This is a genomic window from Paraburkholderia sp. J8-2 (assembly GCF_905220195.1).
GTDB lineage: Bacteria > Pseudomonadota > Gammaproteobacteria > Burkholderiales > Burkholderiaceae > Paraburkholderia.
The window spans coordinates 837,254-853,011 of sequence record NZ_CAJMZA010000001.1; the positions used below are offsets into that span (position 1 = coordinate 837,254).

At 66.3% G+C, this 15,758-nt stretch carries 13 protein-coding genes; 3 read left to right on the forward strand and 10 right to left on the reverse strand.

Features of this window, described 5'->3' with window-relative positions; genetic code table 11:
* Positions 1-209 precede the first annotated feature (209 nt).
* Positions 210-1,172 carry a TauD/TfdA family dioxygenase gene (locus tag U5A52_RS03615; protein ID WP_321933967.1) on the forward strand — a complete coding sequence of 321 codons (963 nt, stop codon included), beginning with the start codon at positions 210-212 and terminating at the stop codon, positions 1,170-1,172.
* A gap of 15 nt (positions 1,173-1,187) precedes the next feature.
* Here the strand turns inward: U5A52_RS03615 and U5A52_RS03620 are convergent, their stop codons facing one another.
* Both U5A52_RS03620 and U5A52_RS03625 read right to left on the reverse strand, forming a co-directional pair.
* Positions 1,188-2,465 (reverse strand): D-amino acid dehydrogenase, encoded by a 1,278-nt coding sequence (locus U5A52_RS03620; RefSeq protein WP_415773448.1) that lies wholly within the window; start codon positions 2,463-2,465, stop codon positions 1,188-1,190.
* A gap of 143 nt (positions 2,466-2,608) precedes the next feature.
* Positions 2,609-4,240: a methyl-accepting chemotaxis protein gene (locus U5A52_RS03625; protein ID WP_321914417.1), complete on the reverse strand. Its 1,632-nt coding sequence runs from the start codon at positions 4,238-4,240 to the stop codon at positions 2,609-2,611.
* A gap of 346 nt (positions 4,241-4,586) precedes the next feature.
* On the opposite strand from U5A52_RS03625, the gene U5A52_RS03630 reads away from it, so the two are divergent.
* Positions 4,587-5,810 (forward strand): YeeE/YedE family protein, encoded by a 1,224-nt coding sequence (locus U5A52_RS03630; RefSeq protein ID WP_321933969.1) that lies wholly within the window; start codon positions 4,587-4,589, stop codon positions 5,808-5,810.
* 108 nt (positions 5,811-5,918) lie between these two features.
* Here U5A52_RS03630 and U5A52_RS03635 read toward each other — a convergent pair whose 3' ends face one another.
* The 7 genes from U5A52_RS03635 to U5A52_RS03665 form a co-directional block, all read right to left on the reverse strand.
* A complete protein-coding gene (locus U5A52_RS03635; RefSeq protein WP_321914419.1) occupies positions 5,919-6,506 on the reverse strand; it encodes a YSC84-related protein in 588 nt (195 codons plus the stop codon).
* Between the two features lie 197 nt (positions 6,507-6,703).
* Entirely contained in the window at positions 6,704-7,645 is a 942-nt protein-coding gene (locus U5A52_RS03640; RefSeq protein ID WP_321933970.1) for a DUF2950 domain-containing protein, read from the reverse strand.
* 26 nt (positions 7,646-7,671) lie between these two features.
* Positions 7,672-9,078 (reverse strand): DUF3300 domain-containing protein, encoded by a 1,407-nt coding sequence (locus U5A52_RS03645; protein ID WP_321933971.1) that lies wholly within the window; start codon positions 9,076-9,078, stop codon positions 7,672-7,674.
* Positions 9,079-9,315: 237 nt separating this feature from the next.
* Positions 9,316-10,674, reverse strand: a complete 1,359-nt coding sequence (locus U5A52_RS03650) for a TAXI family TRAP transporter solute-binding subunit (protein WP_321933972.1) — start codon at positions 10,672-10,674, stop codon at positions 9,316-9,318.
* 127 nt (positions 10,675-10,801) lie between these two features.
* On the reverse strand, positions 10,802-11,236 hold the full coding sequence (locus tag U5A52_RS03655) for a MarR family winged helix-turn-helix transcriptional regulator (protein WP_321914423.1): 435 nt from the start codon (positions 11,234-11,236) through the stop codon (positions 10,802-10,804).
* Between the two features lie 50 nt (positions 11,237-11,286).
* Positions 11,287-12,480: a thiolase family protein gene (locus tag U5A52_RS03660; protein WP_415773451.1), complete on the reverse strand. Its 1,194-nt coding sequence runs from the start codon at positions 12,478-12,480 to the stop codon at positions 11,287-11,289.
* Between the two features lie 154 nt (positions 12,481-12,634).
* Complete coding sequence (locus tag U5A52_RS03665) at positions 12,635-13,171, reverse strand: carboxymuconolactone decarboxylase family protein (protein ID WP_321933973.1); 537 nt, start codon at positions 13,169-13,171, stop codon at positions 12,635-12,637.
* A 149-nt stretch (positions 13,172-13,320) separates the two neighbouring features.
* On the opposite strand from U5A52_RS03665, the gene U5A52_RS03670 reads away from it, so the two are divergent.
* Positions 13,321-14,256 (forward strand): AraC family transcriptional regulator, encoded by a 936-nt coding sequence (locus U5A52_RS03670; protein ID WP_321914425.1) that lies wholly within the window; start codon positions 13,321-13,323, stop codon positions 14,254-14,256.
* Positions 14,257-14,285: 29 nt separating this feature from the next.
* Here the strand turns inward: U5A52_RS03670 and U5A52_RS03675 are convergent, their stop codons facing one another.
* Positions 14,286-15,719, reverse strand: a complete 1,434-nt coding sequence (locus tag U5A52_RS03675; RefSeq protein ID WP_415773535.1) for an efflux transporter outer membrane subunit — start codon at positions 15,717-15,719, stop codon at positions 14,286-14,288.
* Between the last annotated feature and the right edge of the window lie 39 nt (positions 15,720-15,758).

Genomic DNA, 15,758 nt, shown 5'->3' on the forward strand with positions numbered 1-15,758 from the left:
CATGCAGTAAAAAAGCCGTACCTTGCAGCAACATTGTGAATGACGCACTCCCTCGCGGGTCTGCGTCATTTTCTTTTGGTGCGCGCTAATCACACGCGCAACTATTGATAGCGCGCCACCACGCACTTAGCTTCGCAGAAATCGTCAGTTCTTCTCGCAGCGCTTCGCTGCTTGAATGGATGTTCCACGTCCAGCCGAGGAGACTTTCGATGTCCGACGTTCAAACGCAGCGCCCCGCCGTTTCCGTTCCGTCCGCGCATCTGCATTCCGCCAGGGATCAACACGCCGATACCCCGCTCGACCTCCATCAGGTCGCGGGCCGCATTGGCGCGCGTATCGACGGCGTGCGTCTTCACGCCGATCTCGACAGCGCCACGTTCAACGCCATCAACGCCGCCCTGCTGCGTCACAAGGTGCTGTTCTTCCGCGGCCAGCAGCATCTCGACGACGCCTCGCAAGAAGCCTTCGCGCGGCGCTTCGGCGAGACGGTCGCACACCCCACGGTGCCCTCGGTGGAAGGCGGCAGCCTGCTGGAACTGGATTCGCTGCACGGCGCGCGCGCGAACTCGTGGCACACCGATGTCACCTTCGTCGACGCCTACCCGAAAGTCTCGATCCTGCGCGCCGTGGTGATCCCGCCATTTGGCGGCGACACGGTGTGGGCCAACACGGCCGCCGCCTACGCACACCTGCCCGAGCCGCTGCGCGCGCTCGCCGACACGCTCTGGGCGCTGCACACCAACGCTTACGATTACGCCTCCACGCACGCGAACGCCGACAGCGCGCAACTCAAGCGTTACCGCGAAGTCTTCACGTCGAAGCTCTACGAGACCGAGCACCCGGTGGTGCGCGTGCATCCGGAAACGGGCGAGCGCACGCTCGTGCTCGGCCACTTCGTGCAACGCCTCAAGGGCCTCTCATCGTCCGATTCGGCGCATTTGCTGCAGGTATTCCACGAGCATGTCACGCGACTCGAAAACACGGTGCGCTGGAGCTGGCAGGAAGGCGACGTCGCGATCTGGGACAACCGCGCGACGCAGCACTACGCGATCAACGACTACGGCGACGCGCGACGCATCGTGCGGCGTGCAACCGTGCGCGGCGAAGTGCCGGTGAGTATCGACGGACGCTCGAGCGTGGTCGTGCGCGAGGAAGGGGCGACGCTTCAATAACCCCTCAATGGCGAATCAGCGGCCCGGCGCAAAGGCGTCGCCATCGATCGGCAGCTCGCGCTGCGCCAGCAAATCGGCGAGCAGTTGCGCGCTGCCGAGCGCGAGCGTGAAGCCCAGCGCGCCGTGCCCCGTGTTGAGCCACAGGTTGCGAAAGTGCGTGGCGCCGATCACGGGCTTGCTGTCCGGCGTGGCGGGACGCATGCCGGTCCACGTCTGAATGGCGTCGTAGTCGCCCGCATTGGGGAAGGTTTCGCGCGCCTGGCGCGTGAGCAGCGCGATGCGGGCTGCGTCGGCGTGCGGGTTCATGCCCGTGAGGTCGACCATGCCCGCAATGCGCAGGCGCTCGCCGAGCGGCGCGTAGACGACCTTGTGATGCGCGTCCGTGACGGAGACGCGCGGCGCGCCCTGCGCGTTCGCGTTCGGCAGCGTGAGGCTGTAACCCTTGAGCGGATACACGGGCACGTGCACGTCGAGCGAGGCAAGCATCGGCTGGCTCTGGAAACCCAGGCACACCACGAAAGCGTCGGCTTCGATGTCGCCTTGCGAGGTTTGCGCGGCCAGCACGCGCAGCCCTTTCGTTCGCAGTCCACAGAACTCGGTGGCGAGTTGCATGTTCACGCCGTCGCGCTGCGCCGCGTGTGCGAGGCCGCGCGTGAACTGATCGCAATCGGCGGCCTCCTCGCCTGGCGTGTGGATGCCGCCGACGATCTCGCCGCCGATATGCGCAAGCGCGGGCTCGAGCGCCACGCACGCCGCACCGTCGAGCGCATGCTGCACGCAGCCTAATTGCGCCTGGTATTGCGCCTGGCGGCGCGCGCCATCAAAGCCTTCCCGATCGCGATACACCACGAGCTTGCCGTTGCGCACGTAGTCGAACGAAAGGGCTTCGCGCTCGACGATTTCGTGCATGAGACGCTGGCTCAGAAAGCCGAGGCCGAGCAGTTCAGCCGTAGTCGCGCGGCTGCGCGCGCGCGTGCAGGCGCGCAGGAATGCGGCGCACCAGCGCCATTGGTGAGGGTCGAGCCGCGGCACGAAGCGCAGCGCGGCCTCGCGCGAGAACAGCCATTGCGGCAGCTTGGGGAGCACCGAAGGGTCGGCGAGCGGCGCGACGTAGCTATAGCTGAGCTGGCCGCCATTGGCGTGGCTCGTTTCGCGCGCCACGTCGGCATGGCGTTCGACGAGCGCGACCTCGTGTCCATCGCGGGCCAGCGCATACGCCGTGCTTACGCCAATCACTCCACCGCCCAAAACGCAAACTCGCATGTTCCGTTGTTCTCTTTCGCAGACGGCCAAACCCGAACGGCCTATGCCGCCAGTCTCGCCGGGAACGCTGGGGAACTCAATTGCGATTTGCGCGCGGGGTATAACCTCAGGTTAAAGCGTAAAGCCCGCGAAAGTTGCCCTTGCAACGGCAAGGACAACCCCTAATGCCAAGCTCAGGCGAGTGCTGGCGCGCCGCCACGCGCTGCGCGCGTGTCCGCCTCGGCAGTCTGCGCCGGTCGCGCGAGCGCCTGCCCCGCACCGCCCAGATTGAACACCGCCACGGCCGCCCGCAGCAAATCGGCCTGCGATTCGAGCGACTGCGCAGCCGCCGCCGCTTCCTCCACGAGCGCCGCGTTGCGCTGCGTGACCTCGTCGATCTGCGCAATTGCGCGGTTCACCTGCTCGATGCCGTCGCTCTGCTCGTGCGTCGCGGTCTCGATCTCGCCCATGATCCCGCTCACGCGCGCCACCGCATCGCGCGCCTCGTCCATGGTGCGGCGCGCATCTTCCACGAGGCGCGCTCCCGCGCCAACGGTCGCCGCCGAGGCCGCGATCAGTTCCTTGATCTCCTTGGCCGCCGTGCCCGAGCGCTGCGCGAGGCTGCGCACCTCGCTCGCCACGACCGCGAAGCCACGCCCCTGCTCGCCCGCGCGCGCCGCCTCCACCGCCGCGTTGAGCGCGAGAATGTTGGTCTGGAACGCAATGCCTTCGATGATGCCGGTGATCTCCTCCACCTTCTGCGACGAAGCCGTAATGTCGCTCATCGTCGCGTTCACGCGGGCCACCACCTCGGCGCCGCGCGTGACCGTTTTGAGCGCGGTCTGGGCGAGCCCGCTCGCTTCCTTCGCGCCATCCGTGTTCTGGCGCACCGCGGCCGAAAGCTCCTCGATGCTCGCCGCCGTTTCTTCGAGCGCCGCCGCCTGCTGCGCCGTGCGGTCCGAGAGATCGACGTTGCCAGACGCGATCTGCTTCGCGCCCTGCGTGATTTCGTGCGTGCTGGCGCGCACGCGCGAGACCGTGCCCACGAGCCCGTTGCGCATGGTCTGCAGCGCGCTCAGCAACTGGCCCATTTCGTTCTTCGAGCGCACCCGCACATCCACCGTGAGATCGCCCGCGGCGATGCGCTCGAAGTGGCGAATCGCATGGTTCACCGGCTTGACCACGGCGGCGGCGAGCCCCACGCGCGCAATCACGCCAATCGCCACGCCGACCACGCCGATCAGCCCAAACACGATGAGCGACATGCGAAAGCGCTGCGCGGCAGTGTCGGCGTCCCGCTGCTGACGCGCGGTCTGCCAGTCTTCGAGCGCCTCGATGGCCTTCGCGTAGTCGCCGTAATAACGGTCGGCGGTTTCGCCCTGGATCGTGCGGAAGGTGTTGAAGTCGTTGTCGACGAGCGACTTGTACTCGGGCTCGAGCGCCTGCGAAACAAGCGCCTCGCGCGCGCGGCTCACGGCCTGGGCGAGGCGCGCCTCTTCGGGGTCGTCGAACGGGCCGGCGCTGTAGAGCGCGAACTCCTTGTTCGAATTCACGAGCACCTGGTGCGCCTTGTCGAGCAAGCCGTCCGTGGCCTTGCCGACGCTGAAGAGCGTCTCGTAGCCGCCGAGCGCAAGGCGCACCTGGAGCAGGCGCTCGGAACTGGTCTTGAGCGCGTCGAGCGCCTGCGCGCCGCGCTGGGCGTCATGCAGGCTGTCGTTGGTGATCTTGAGCGCGCCATACGACACGCCGATCACCGTCAGCAGAAACGCGACGAAGATACCGATAACGAGCGTGAGCCCGCGGCGAATGGTGATGTTTCCCAGCATGAGGTCTCCGTGGCGTTTTTTTATCTTCCAGCCGATGCGAATCTGCGCGGCCCGACGCGCCTTCGCACCTCGTCTCGCCTAACGGCAGACGATGCACGGCGCTGGATAGGGGAAATCCATGATGCCTGCATGGCTACGCGGGCTTTGGCGGGGCTTCGTCCCAATGGATGGGAAACCCCGTCTGGCAAAGGTTTGCGGCGATGTCTCGCGGCTTCGCGCGGGCCAGGGGAAGGCGGCCTGCGGGCTCTGTCAGACCAGGTTGCGAATCGTGCTATCGTTTTGCTTTCACCGATTGTTTTTCCTGGCCGCTTTCTTCCTGGCCGCTTTTTCTCGCGGCCCTGCTCCCATGTCCGACCTCTCCACGCCGCTCGCGCCCGCGCCGCGCCGACTCGACTCCATCAATCCCAAGCCGCTGGGCATCGCGCTCTTGCTCGTCGCGCTCGGCGCGGTGTATCTCGCGCAGACCGTGAGCGCACGTCAGGCAGCGCTCTACGTAGTCGGCGCGCTGCTCGGCATGACGCTCTATCACGCGGCGTTCGGCTTCACTTCCGCGTGGCGCGTGTTCATCGCCGACGGCCGCGGCGCCGGTCTGCGTGCGCAGATGGTCATGCTCGCCATTGGCGTGCTGCTGTTTTTCCCGGCGCTCGCGGCAGGAACGCTCTTCGGCCATCCGGTCACGGGCCTCGTCTCGCCCGCGGGCACATCGGTCATCGTCGGCGCGTTCATGTTCGGCGTGGGCATGCAACTGGGCGGCGGCTGCGCCTCGGGCACGCTCTATACCGTGGGCGGCGGCAGCACGCGCATGGTCGTCACGCTCGTCGCCTTTATCGTGGGTTCGGTGGTCGCCACCGCGCACATGCCGTTCTGGACGTCGATGCCGCAATTGAAGCCGTTCTCGTTTGTGAACGCGCTCGGCGCCGCGCCCGCCATCGCGCTCAACCTCGTGGTGTTTGCGCTCATCGCCGCGCTCACCGTGGTCGTCGAGAAGCGCCGCCACGGCCGCCTCGTCAACGAGCCGCGCGCGCCGCACACCTCGCCGTGGCTGCATGGCCCGTGGCCGCTGCTGGCCGGCGCTGTCGCGCTCGCGATCCTCAACTTCGCGACGCTCGCGCTCTCGGGCAGGCCCTGGGGCGTGACCTCGGCGTTCGCGCTGTGGGGCGCTAAAGGTTTCGCTGCGCTCGGCGTCGACGTCGCGAGCTGGAAGTACTGGATGGCCGGCCCGAACGCCGCCGCGCTCGCCGCCCCGGCGAGCCACGATGTGACCACCGTCATGGACATCGGCATCGTGCTCGGCGCAATGGCCGCGGCGTCGCTCGCGGGCCGCTACGCGCCGGTGTGGCGCATCCCGCTGCGCTCCCTCATGGCGGCCGTGATCGGCGGCCTGCTGCTCGGCTATGGCGCGCGCCTCGCGTACGGCTGCAATATCGGCGCGTATTTCAGCGGCATCGTCTCAGGCAGCCTGCACGGCTGGCTGTGGCTCGTGTGCGCGTTCGCGGGCAATGTGCTCGGCACGAAGCTGCGCCCCTTGTTCGGCCTCGAAGTCGAGCGCGTGAAGAACACGGGTTGCTGAAGCGGCGTGCGGCTGCGCCGGTTCTAGCCGCCAGGAAACGACAAAGGGCAAGGCTTAACGCCTTGCCCTTTTTACATGATCCGGCGCTTTTTACCGGAACGTGCGGCGTCAGATATTCAGACGCGTGACCTTGGTGCCCGCCAGCGAGACATCGGCCATCAGGCCCGCGTTGGTCAGCACGAAGGCCTCCACCGGATGCGTGGCCGTGTTGGTATCGATCACGCCGTTCGCGCCCACGGTCACGAGCGCGACCGAAGCGTCGGCGCCCGCGGCCCAGCCATCCGTCGCGCGGAATTTGTCGAGCGCGTCCTGCGTCATGAAGGCGAAGATGAGCGCCTTCGACTGCGCGCCGGCCTGCAGACCGAACGAGCCCGACGCGGTGCTGTAGTAGCCGACGGTCGCGCCACCCACACGCAACGCGCCCTCGCCATACTGCGCGCCGACGATGAAGCCGGCTTGCAGCACTTCGGGGAACACCAGCACGCCGCGCGATTTCGCAAGAAGCTCGTGCGAGCCCTTCACGGTCGAAAACAGCCGCGAGAGCGTGCCATCCACAGACGCGTCGATCGACTGGCGCTTGGACATGTTCTGCGACGCCGTGGAGGTCGTATCCGTGGTCGTGGTACAGCCTGCGAGCGTGAGGCCGCCCGAGGCAAGGGTCACCGCCGCCGTTAGCATGAAGTTGCGTCGTTGCATTTGGTTATCTCCACACGAATGAGAGTGCGGGGAAGTTCGAGCAAGCCGCATGCCCGACCTCTCCGCTTCCGTTGGCCAAAGCCCGCTTCGGGCGACAGCCACGTCGCCGTGGCTGGATTGTGCCCGAATTCCGTGTGAAGCGTCTGTCAGAGAACGACGTCAGCAATCATGCCGCCCGGCGGACGGCGAATCGCCGCTCAGGGTTTCGTGGCCTGCCAGGACGAGTCGGGATCGAACGCCTTGATCGCCTCCGCCGTATGCGCGCCATTCGGCCCGAGGTTCTTCTGATAGAGCTGGCCGTCCTGGTTGATGATGAAGCTCATCACGCCCGTTTTGCCGTATTGCGCCGGCCAGGCCACGAGCGCAAAACCGCCGCTCAGATCGCCATTGTCGAGGTAGCTGCGCGCACCACCGCTGGCGTGCGGCCCCTGCGCGGTGAGAATGCGGAAGTGATAGCCGTGATATCCGTCCTTCGGCGTGATCTTCGCATTGCCCGGCATGGCTGCCGCGAGTGGTCCGAGTGGACTTTCGGCCTCGCCCGGCTCGACCGGCCAGTAGAGACCGTCGTGCTTGCCCGGCGTGCTTACGAGCCGCTGCGCGTAGTGCTGTGTGAGCTTGCGATAGTCGTTCTGCGCGTCGACGTAGGCGAGCGAGGTAAGCATGGCTGCACGCTCGTTGCGGCCAAGGCGGCGCGTGAGAATTTCGCTCGCGCCTTCACGCGGGTCGAAATGCCAGCCCTTGCCCGACTGCACGAGCGGGATGGGCAGCGTCCAGCCACTGTCGCCCACCTCGACGTGAGCGCTCGCCTTGCCGGCAACCGGCGTGGCGTCGGGCACGACACGATGGCCCTTCGCCCAGGCGCCAAGGTAGTCGTCGATATCGTCCTGACCGATGCTCTGCGTGGGAATGAACGTGGTGAAGTCGTTGCCGAGCACGTGCTTCATGGCGCCCTGGTCGTTGGTCGCGAGTGCGTCGGTGAACGCGTTCGCGGCAGCTTCGGGCGTGGCGAAGACGGCTTGTGCGTAAGCGGCGCCGCCGAAGGGGGCCGGCAGCAACGCGGGCGCGCCAAAAAGCGCGAGTGCCGTGCCGAGCGCGAGCGCGTAGTCCTGCGGCAGGCGGCGTGCGGAAATGCGGATCATTTCTAGACTCCTCATGAGATTCAACGTTATCGACGGCCGAAGTGACGCCCGCCGCCACCCCCGCCACCGCCGAACCCGCCGCCACCACCACCACCGCCATGGAAGCCGCCGCCACCGCCGCCGCCGGCATGGAAGCCACCGCCACCGCCGCCGCCCTGGAACGCGGTGCGGCTTTGCTGACCGCGCTGCTGATCGAGGCGCGCATTAGCGCCGTCGCCCGCGCCGCGTAACGCGTTGTCGCGATTCGTGTTCTGCGCACGGTTGTTGAGGTCGTTCGCACGGTTCGCGTTTTGCGGGCCGTTTTGCCCACGGTTGTTCAGTTCGTTGCCACGGTTCGCGTTTTGCCCACCGTTTTGCCCGCGGTTGTTCAGTTCGTTGCCACGATTGCCGTTCGGCCCGTTAGCGCCGCCGGCATTCGGCCGGCCGCCTTCCTGGATGCCCTGCAACCGCTGTTGGGCATTGCCGCTCACGTTCTCGCCGGTGCGGTTCTGCAAGGTCTGCATGGCCTGCTGGCGCGACTGGTCATAGCCGCGGTACTGGTTGCGCTGACCGCTCAGGTTCGCGTTGTTGTAGTTCTGGCGACGCTCGACATTGGTGTTGCGATTCCAGTTCGCCGTACCGCTGGTCGAGTTGATGCGGTTATTGACGTTGATGTTGTTGTAGCGATTGACGTTGATGTTCACGTCATGATTGTTCCAGTTGAAGCCACCCCACAACGAGTTCGCGACCGCGATACCCGCACCGAACGCGAGCCCGCTCACGAAACCCGAGGCAATGGCATACCCCGGAGGCGGCGGCATATACACGGGCGGATAGGCCGGATACGGCCACGCGCCATAGACCACCGTGGGGTTATAAGTCGGCACATAGACCACCTGCGGATTCGCAGGCTCGATCACGATGGTCTGCGTGGTCGAGGTGCCCGAAGCCGGCTGGACCACGACCTTCTGCTGCTCGTTGGACTTGAGGTTGCCCGCCTTCTGCGCCTGCACGCGCAGGCGCTGCACGGAGTCCATCACATCGTTGGGCTGCGCGAGGAACGCGTTGCCGATCTGCTGGACCCAGTCGGGCTTCGACGCCATGGTTTCGAGCACTTGCGGGAACGCCACGAGCGACTGCACGCTCGGGTCCCAAGGCTCGGAGGCCACGGCCTTCACTGCGTCGTCGCCCTTGAGATTCGGATTGGACTTCGTCCACGCGGCGGCGGCGGACACGTCTTGCGGAAACGTGGCGGCCATCAGCACCTGCGCGAGCAGCGCGTCGGGATAGAGCGCAATCGGCGCGGTAAGTGAGTCGAGCTGCTGGCTGGAAAGATGCGTCGCGTTCTGCGCAAGCGCGGCAGTGGGCCCAAGCGGTCCCACGAAAAGCGGCGCACCCGCGAGTGTGGCACACACGAGCCAGGCAAGGCGCTGGCTTGCACCGGATGTTTTCACGTTATGGTCCTCCCGGTTACGAACAGTGGTTCTGATATGCGTAGCAATGGAATATTCGCAAACGACTCACAACTAGCGGCGAACGGCACAATCTCCAAAACGCTACGGCGTGCTACACAAAAATAAAGGGGCAAGACTCGGGGTGTCAATGGAAGATATGTTTCAACACCATGGTTACGCGACGTGCATCAATGCGAGCGAAAGCAACGTTGACAGCAACGATATCGTGAATGCCGATCAGACCGCGTTCGAGTGCGACTGCGACTCGTTTGCACTCAAATGCATACGCACGAAACCCACGTGTTCGCGCAGCACGTAGAACGCGTCGGCGTACGCGAGCGGCATGCGCAGCGTGTTGAGCGAACGTTCGATCTCATCGAGTTCCTCGACCAGCGCGCGCCGTTCTTCTTCGTTCGTATGGTTGAGCGCGTCGCGCTCGATGGCGATGAGCGCGCCGTAATAGCGATAGATGCGCGATCGCACGCGCCAGCGATACAGCGCCGGTATCGTGCGCAACGCGGGGATCACGAGCACGGCCAACGGCAGCAGCAGCACCAGCAAGCGGTCCGTCACGCTCGCCAGCCAGAACGGCAGCGCGCGATAGAGAAAGCTCTTGCCCGACTTGTAATAGCGCATGGCGTCCTCGCTCACGCGGAAGTCATGCACCGCCGGGCTCGGAAACTGGCCTTCTCTCTGCAGCAGTCCGGGCGCGCCGTTCACCTCGCCCGCCGCTTCGATAAGCAGATCGGAGAGCGCGGGATGCAGCGTGTCGCGCGCGACGAGTTCGACGGTCGGGCCGATCAGATGCACGGTTTCGCGTGGCTGGCGCCTGCGCAAATCGAGCACGCCAGGCGGCAGGTCGACGTCGTCCAGGTACGGAAAAAGCCGCGTATAAGCAGCCGCTTCGCCGAAGCTCATGACCGAAATGCCGGGAATGTCGAGCAGGCGCAACATCAGCGCGCGCGTGGTCGAGTCGCCGCTCAGCATGGCGGCCTCGACGCGGCCCGAGACAAGCGCCGTGGCCGCGTCCATGCCGTCGAGCGGCAGGAAGGTGGAGTCGCCGCCCGGGTCGATGCCATTCGCGGAGAGCAGCTTGAGCGCAAGCTCGCGCGTGCCGCTACCCACTCGGCCAATGGCGATGCGCATGCCGTTGAGGTCGGCGAGGCGCGTGAGACCCGAGCCGCGATAGAACACGATGATAGGCAGATATGCCACGCTGCCAAGCGACATGAGCGAGCGTGTGTCCACACCGTCGGCCACGCCGCCCTGCACGAAGGCGAGGTCCACGCGTTGCTTCGGATCGAGCAGGCGCTGCAGGTTCTGCACCGAGCCGTCCGATTCGAGGATCTTGAGCTTCACGCCGTTGCGCGCGAGGATCGCGCGATAGGCTTGCGCCATCTGCATGAAGGAACTGTCGGCAGGGCCCGCGCTGATCGTGATCGTGCGCGGCGGCGCGGGGTCGACGAGCCAGAGGACAAGACCGACGACCACCGCGCAGAACAGGGCCACGGGCAGCGTCGTCAACGCCATATCGCGCCAGGCTGGGTGCGCGTGGTCACGCAGAAAGTTGGGCGGCGGCGGTCGATATCGTCTCATGAGAACCCGGCGGCAAAGCGTCAGACTCCTGGGATGCTCATGATGCCATTTTCGCGCCAGATCTGATCGCTGGCGTGGCCGCCTTGCCTGAAGGGCTTACGAAACGCGTGCTTGCGTAAGTGGAGTGTCAGCCCGCTGCCGCTTTCGTGAGTGCGAACAGTTCGGAGCGCAACGCTTTCGCGCGGTCGCGCTTCATGTACTGCTCGAACTCGGCCTGCGCTTCGAGCCATAACGCGTGCGCCTTGTCGTAGCGGCGCAAGCCCGCAGCCGATAGACGGTAGACCAGCGTGCGCGTGTCGTGCTCGGCCGCCGCCGTGAGCACGAGGCCGTCGCGCTGCAACGGCTTTAACGCGCGCACGAGCGTCGTGCGGTCCATCACGAGGTCGTCGGAGAGTTCGGCGGCCGTGGCGTCGGGCCGTCCCGCGAGGCGCGAGAGGATGGTGAACTGCGCGGCCGTGACGTCCGCCTGCGAGAGGTGCCGCTCATAAAGCTGCGTGACGAAACGTGCCGCCTGCCGCAGCGCAAAACAGTTGCATTCCTCGCGTGTGATCCGCTTCGTCATCGTGTTCCCCGCCTGTATCCCAGTCCAATTCGCCTCACGTGGCCCGGCCATCATACTTTCTCGAGCGCGAGCGCGATACCCTGGCCGCCACCGATGCAAAGCGTGACGACACCGCGACGCAGCCCGTCGCGCTGCATCGACCATGCGAGACGCGTGGTGAGAATCGCGCCCGTCGCGCCGATCGGGTGACCGTGCGCGATCGCGCCGCCTTCCACGTTCACGATGTCCTCGGGAATGCCAAGCTGCTTCATGACCGCGAGCGGCACCGCCGCGAATGCCTCGTTGATCTCGAAGCGATCGACATCGGCAAGCGACCAGCCCGCGCGCCCCAACGCGAGTTGCACGGCGGGCACGGGGCCAAGGCCGAACATGCCCGGCTCCACCGCCGCCACGCCCCACGCCACGAGCTTCACCATCGGCGAGAGTCCCTCGCTTTCGGCGAAGCCGCGCTCGGCCACGAGCATCGCGCTCGCCGCGCTGTTCAGGCCCGGCGCGTTGCCCGCCGTGATCGTGCCGTCCGGGCGAAACGCGGGACGCAGCTTTGCAAGCGCTTCGAGCGTCGTGTCGGGGCGCGGCGCTTCGTCGGTATCGATGCGCTCCATGCCCTTCTTGCCCTTCACTTCCACCGCGGCGATTTCTTCCTTGAAGCGCCCCGCCGCTTGTGCGGCAGCAAAGCGCTGTTGCGAACGCACGGCCCAGTTGTCCTGCTCGGCACGCGTGAGCGCGGACTGCGTCACCAGGTCTTCCGTATGCCAGCCCGAATGCTGGCCCGAAAATGCATCGACGAGACCATCGCGCAGCATGCTGTCGTGAATCTCGGCGTTGCCCATGCGATAGCCCCAGCGGCCGCCGTCCAGCAGATACGGCGCGCGGTCCATGTTCTCCATGCCGCCCGCGAGCGCAACATCGGCAAGACCCAGCATCACCTCCTGCGCGGCGCTCGCAATGGCTTGCGCGCCTGAGCCGCACACGCGGTTGACCGTGAGCGCGGGCACCTGAACCGGCACGCCGCCGCCAAGCTCGGCCTGACGGGCAGGATTCATCTTGTTGCCCGCCTGGATCACGTTGCCGAGCACCACGGAGCCGAGCCGCGCGGGATCGAGCTTCGCGCGCGCGAGCGTTTCGCGCACGGCCGCCGCGCCTAGCTCCGTGGCGGGAACGCCCTTGAACGCACCGTTGAAACCGCCAATTGCCGTACGCACCGGCTGGCACAAAACGATCTCGCGCGAATTCAGCTTGCTCATGGACAACTCTCCTTTGGTGTACGCCGTTCCACTTACATTCTAAGTATGCATATGCACACTTTCAAACGATTTTGTCGAACATGCGCTCGCGTGCGCTGGCACGATTGATGTCGTGTCCAGCGCACGCGGGGTGGGTAAAACTGTTGCCGTTACATTACGGCGCGGCCGGAAAATCCAGCGTCGTATCGTTGATGCGGTTCACGAGGTTCGTGAACGTAATCGACGTCACGGCGAGCGCAATTTCCACGATCTGGCGCTCGGTATAACCGGCTTCGCGAATGGCGCTCACTTCCGCTTCGGGCACTGTGCCGTGCGTGGTCACCAGCAGGCGAACGAAGTGCACGAGCGCGTCGCGCTTTGCGTCGCCGGTCGCGTCTCCTGCGCGCACCGCCTTCATCGTTTCCGGCGCGAGGCCTGCGAACTTGCCCGCCAGCGTGTGCGCCGCAAGACAGTAATCACAGCCCGCCACTTCGCTCACCGCGAGCTTGATCGCTTCGACGTCGGGCTTGGACAGTGTGCCAGCGGCGATCACGGCTTCGACGTTGAGCAGCGCGCCCAGCGCTTCGGGGCTATGTGTGCCGATCGTGGCGTACGCGTTGGGCACCTTGCCCACGGCCTTGCGGATCTTCGCAAAGATTTCGGCGGCGGCGCCGGTAGCGGCTTCAGGCTTGATGGCGGAAAGACGGGACATGTTTTGCTCCTTTAACGTTGCATGGTCGCGAACGGGTGTCTGTATCGCGTTGCCATCGTCGATGGCATGGATGCAGTGTATGCGCGCACCATCGCGCTTTTAATGCCAGAATGGCGCGACTTCATGCTCATTCGTCTCACTCGCCCACCATGGATCTGCTGAGCCGCCTTCTCGCGCTGATGCCCGTTGCCGGCCGCCTCGACGTGCGCTGCCATTTCGGCGCGCCCTGGCGAATCGATGAGCCCGGGGCGAAAGAGCGCGAGATCCGCTATCACGTGCTGATTGCCGGACGCGCCATCGTGGAGGATGCGCACGGCGCGCCCGTCGCGCTGCATGCGGGCGACATCGTGCTGTTTCCGTCGGGCAGCGCGCACGTGCTGCACGATGGCAGCGGCGCGGCGCCCGCCGCCGTCGCCACGCGCACGGAAAACGGCGTGACCGTCGAAACGAATGCGGGCGAAGGCGCCGCGGCCGACGTGCTGTGCGGCCGCTTCCTGCTGCCGGCCGTGCCGCAGCGCCTGCTGCGCGAGAATCTGCCCGCGCGCCTCGTCGTGCATAGCGCGCGCGATGGCGCTCAGCCGCCCGAACGTCTCGTGCGCCTGATCGCGCTGTTGCGCGACGAAGCCTATGAGGCGGCGCCTGGCAGCGAGTCGCTCGTGAACCATCTGTCGGGCGCGCTTTTCGGGCTCACGCTGCGCTATGCCAGCGCCGGCGACGCCCCGCCGCGCGGCCTGCTCGCGCTCGCGCAGCGCCCGCGTCTGCAACCGGCCATCGACGCCATGTTCGAAACGCCCGGCAAGCCCTGGACGCTGCCCGAGCTGGCCGAGCTTTGCCACATGTCGCGCGCGACGTTTGCGCGGCACTTCGACGAGGCCATCGGCCGCTCGGCCGCCGACGTGCTCACCGATATCCGCATGACGCTCGCGGGCCGCATGCTCGCGCAAGGCAACGAGAGCGTGGCGGAGATCGGCGAATTCGTGGGCTACCAGTCGGACGCCGCGTTCCAGCGCGGCTTCAAGCGCCACGTGGGCATGACGCCCGCGCAGTGGCGCTCGCTTGCGCGCGAGGCGGCTTCCGGCGCTTGAGGTCGCGGTCACGACGTTGTCCGTGACCTTCAGCCGCCGTGCGCGGGCGTTTCCTGCGCGAGCACGACGTCGCCGCTCTGGCTCCATCCGCCGCCGAGCGACCGGTACAGCGCCACCGCCGCTTGCGCGCGCTCGCGCTGCGCGTCGTTGAGCAGGTCCTGATCGGCGAGCAAGGTTTGCTGCGCGTTCAGCACGTCGAGAAAGTCAGTCGCACCGCCCTTGTAAAGCTGGTTGGCAAGCTTGAGCGACTGCGCCGACGAAGCCAGCGCGTCGTTCAACTGCTGCGTCTGGCTGGCCGTGCTCACGAGATCGCTGCGGCTGTCTTCCACTTCGCGCAAAGCCTGCAGCATGGTCTGTTGCAGATTCAGCTGCGACTCGCGCATGCGGCTCTCGCTCTGATCGATGTCGGCCGTAATGCGCCCCGCGTTGAAGATCGGGCTCGTCGCGCCGATCGCCGCGCTAAAGAGGTTATCGGTGAGCGTGGGCATGCCGAGGTAGGACGCCGCGAGAATGCCGTCCGTGAGATTGAGTGTGAACTTCGGATAGCGCTCGGCGCGTGCCACGCCCACTTCCGCCGCGCGCTGCTGCACGGTAGCGTAAGCGGCCTGCACGTCGGGGCGGCGCAGCAGGGCTTCGGAAGGCAGCATCTGCGGCACGCTCGTGGGCACGCCAGGAATGGGCGCGGTTTGCGCGAGCGCGAGTTGCGCCACCGACTCCGGCGTGCGCCCCGTGTACACCGCGATCAGGTTCAACTGATGGTCGATGCTGGCCTGCGCGCGCGGGATACGTGCCTGCAGTTCGCTTAGCTGCGTTTGCGCACGCGCGACGTCGAGTTGCGTGGAGAGGCCGTATTTCAACCGGTCTTGCGTGAGCAGCAAGGTGCGCTTGCGAATCTCCAGGTTGTCCTGAAGGATCTTCAACTCGGCCTGTGCGTAGCGCAGATCGACATACGCCGATGCCGTATTCGCCGCCAGCGCGAGACGCACGGCATCGAGCGCATGCTTCTGGCCCACGAGATTCGCTTGCGCCGCGAGCAGATCGAGCCGCTCGCCGCCGAATACGTCGGGCGACCAGCTCAGCGCGAGCCCCGCGCCCGCCTGCTTCACGTAGCCAAGCGGCGGCGGCGTGTTCTGCCGCTCATAGGCGCCGTGCGCGGTGAAGTCGAGTTGCGGGAGCAGCGCCGCATGCTTTTGCGTGGTGATCGCTTGCGCCTGCTTCACGCGCTCGGCGGCGGCCTGCAAATCGAGGTTGCCTTCGAGCACCGTGGCGAGCAGCGTGTCGAGCGTCGGATCGCCGAACTGCGCCCACCAGGCGCGTGCCTCGATGGCGTCGTGCGGCGCGTCGATACGCCATGCCGTGGGCGCCGTTTCGTGCACCGTGGCGCTCAGGTCGGGATGCTGCGCGGGCTGCACCGCGCACGCGACGAGTACGGCGGCAGAAAGCAGGGAGAGCACGAGGCGCATGGGCTTCGATGAGCGTTCAGGAGTGGTCGGGGTTGGCAT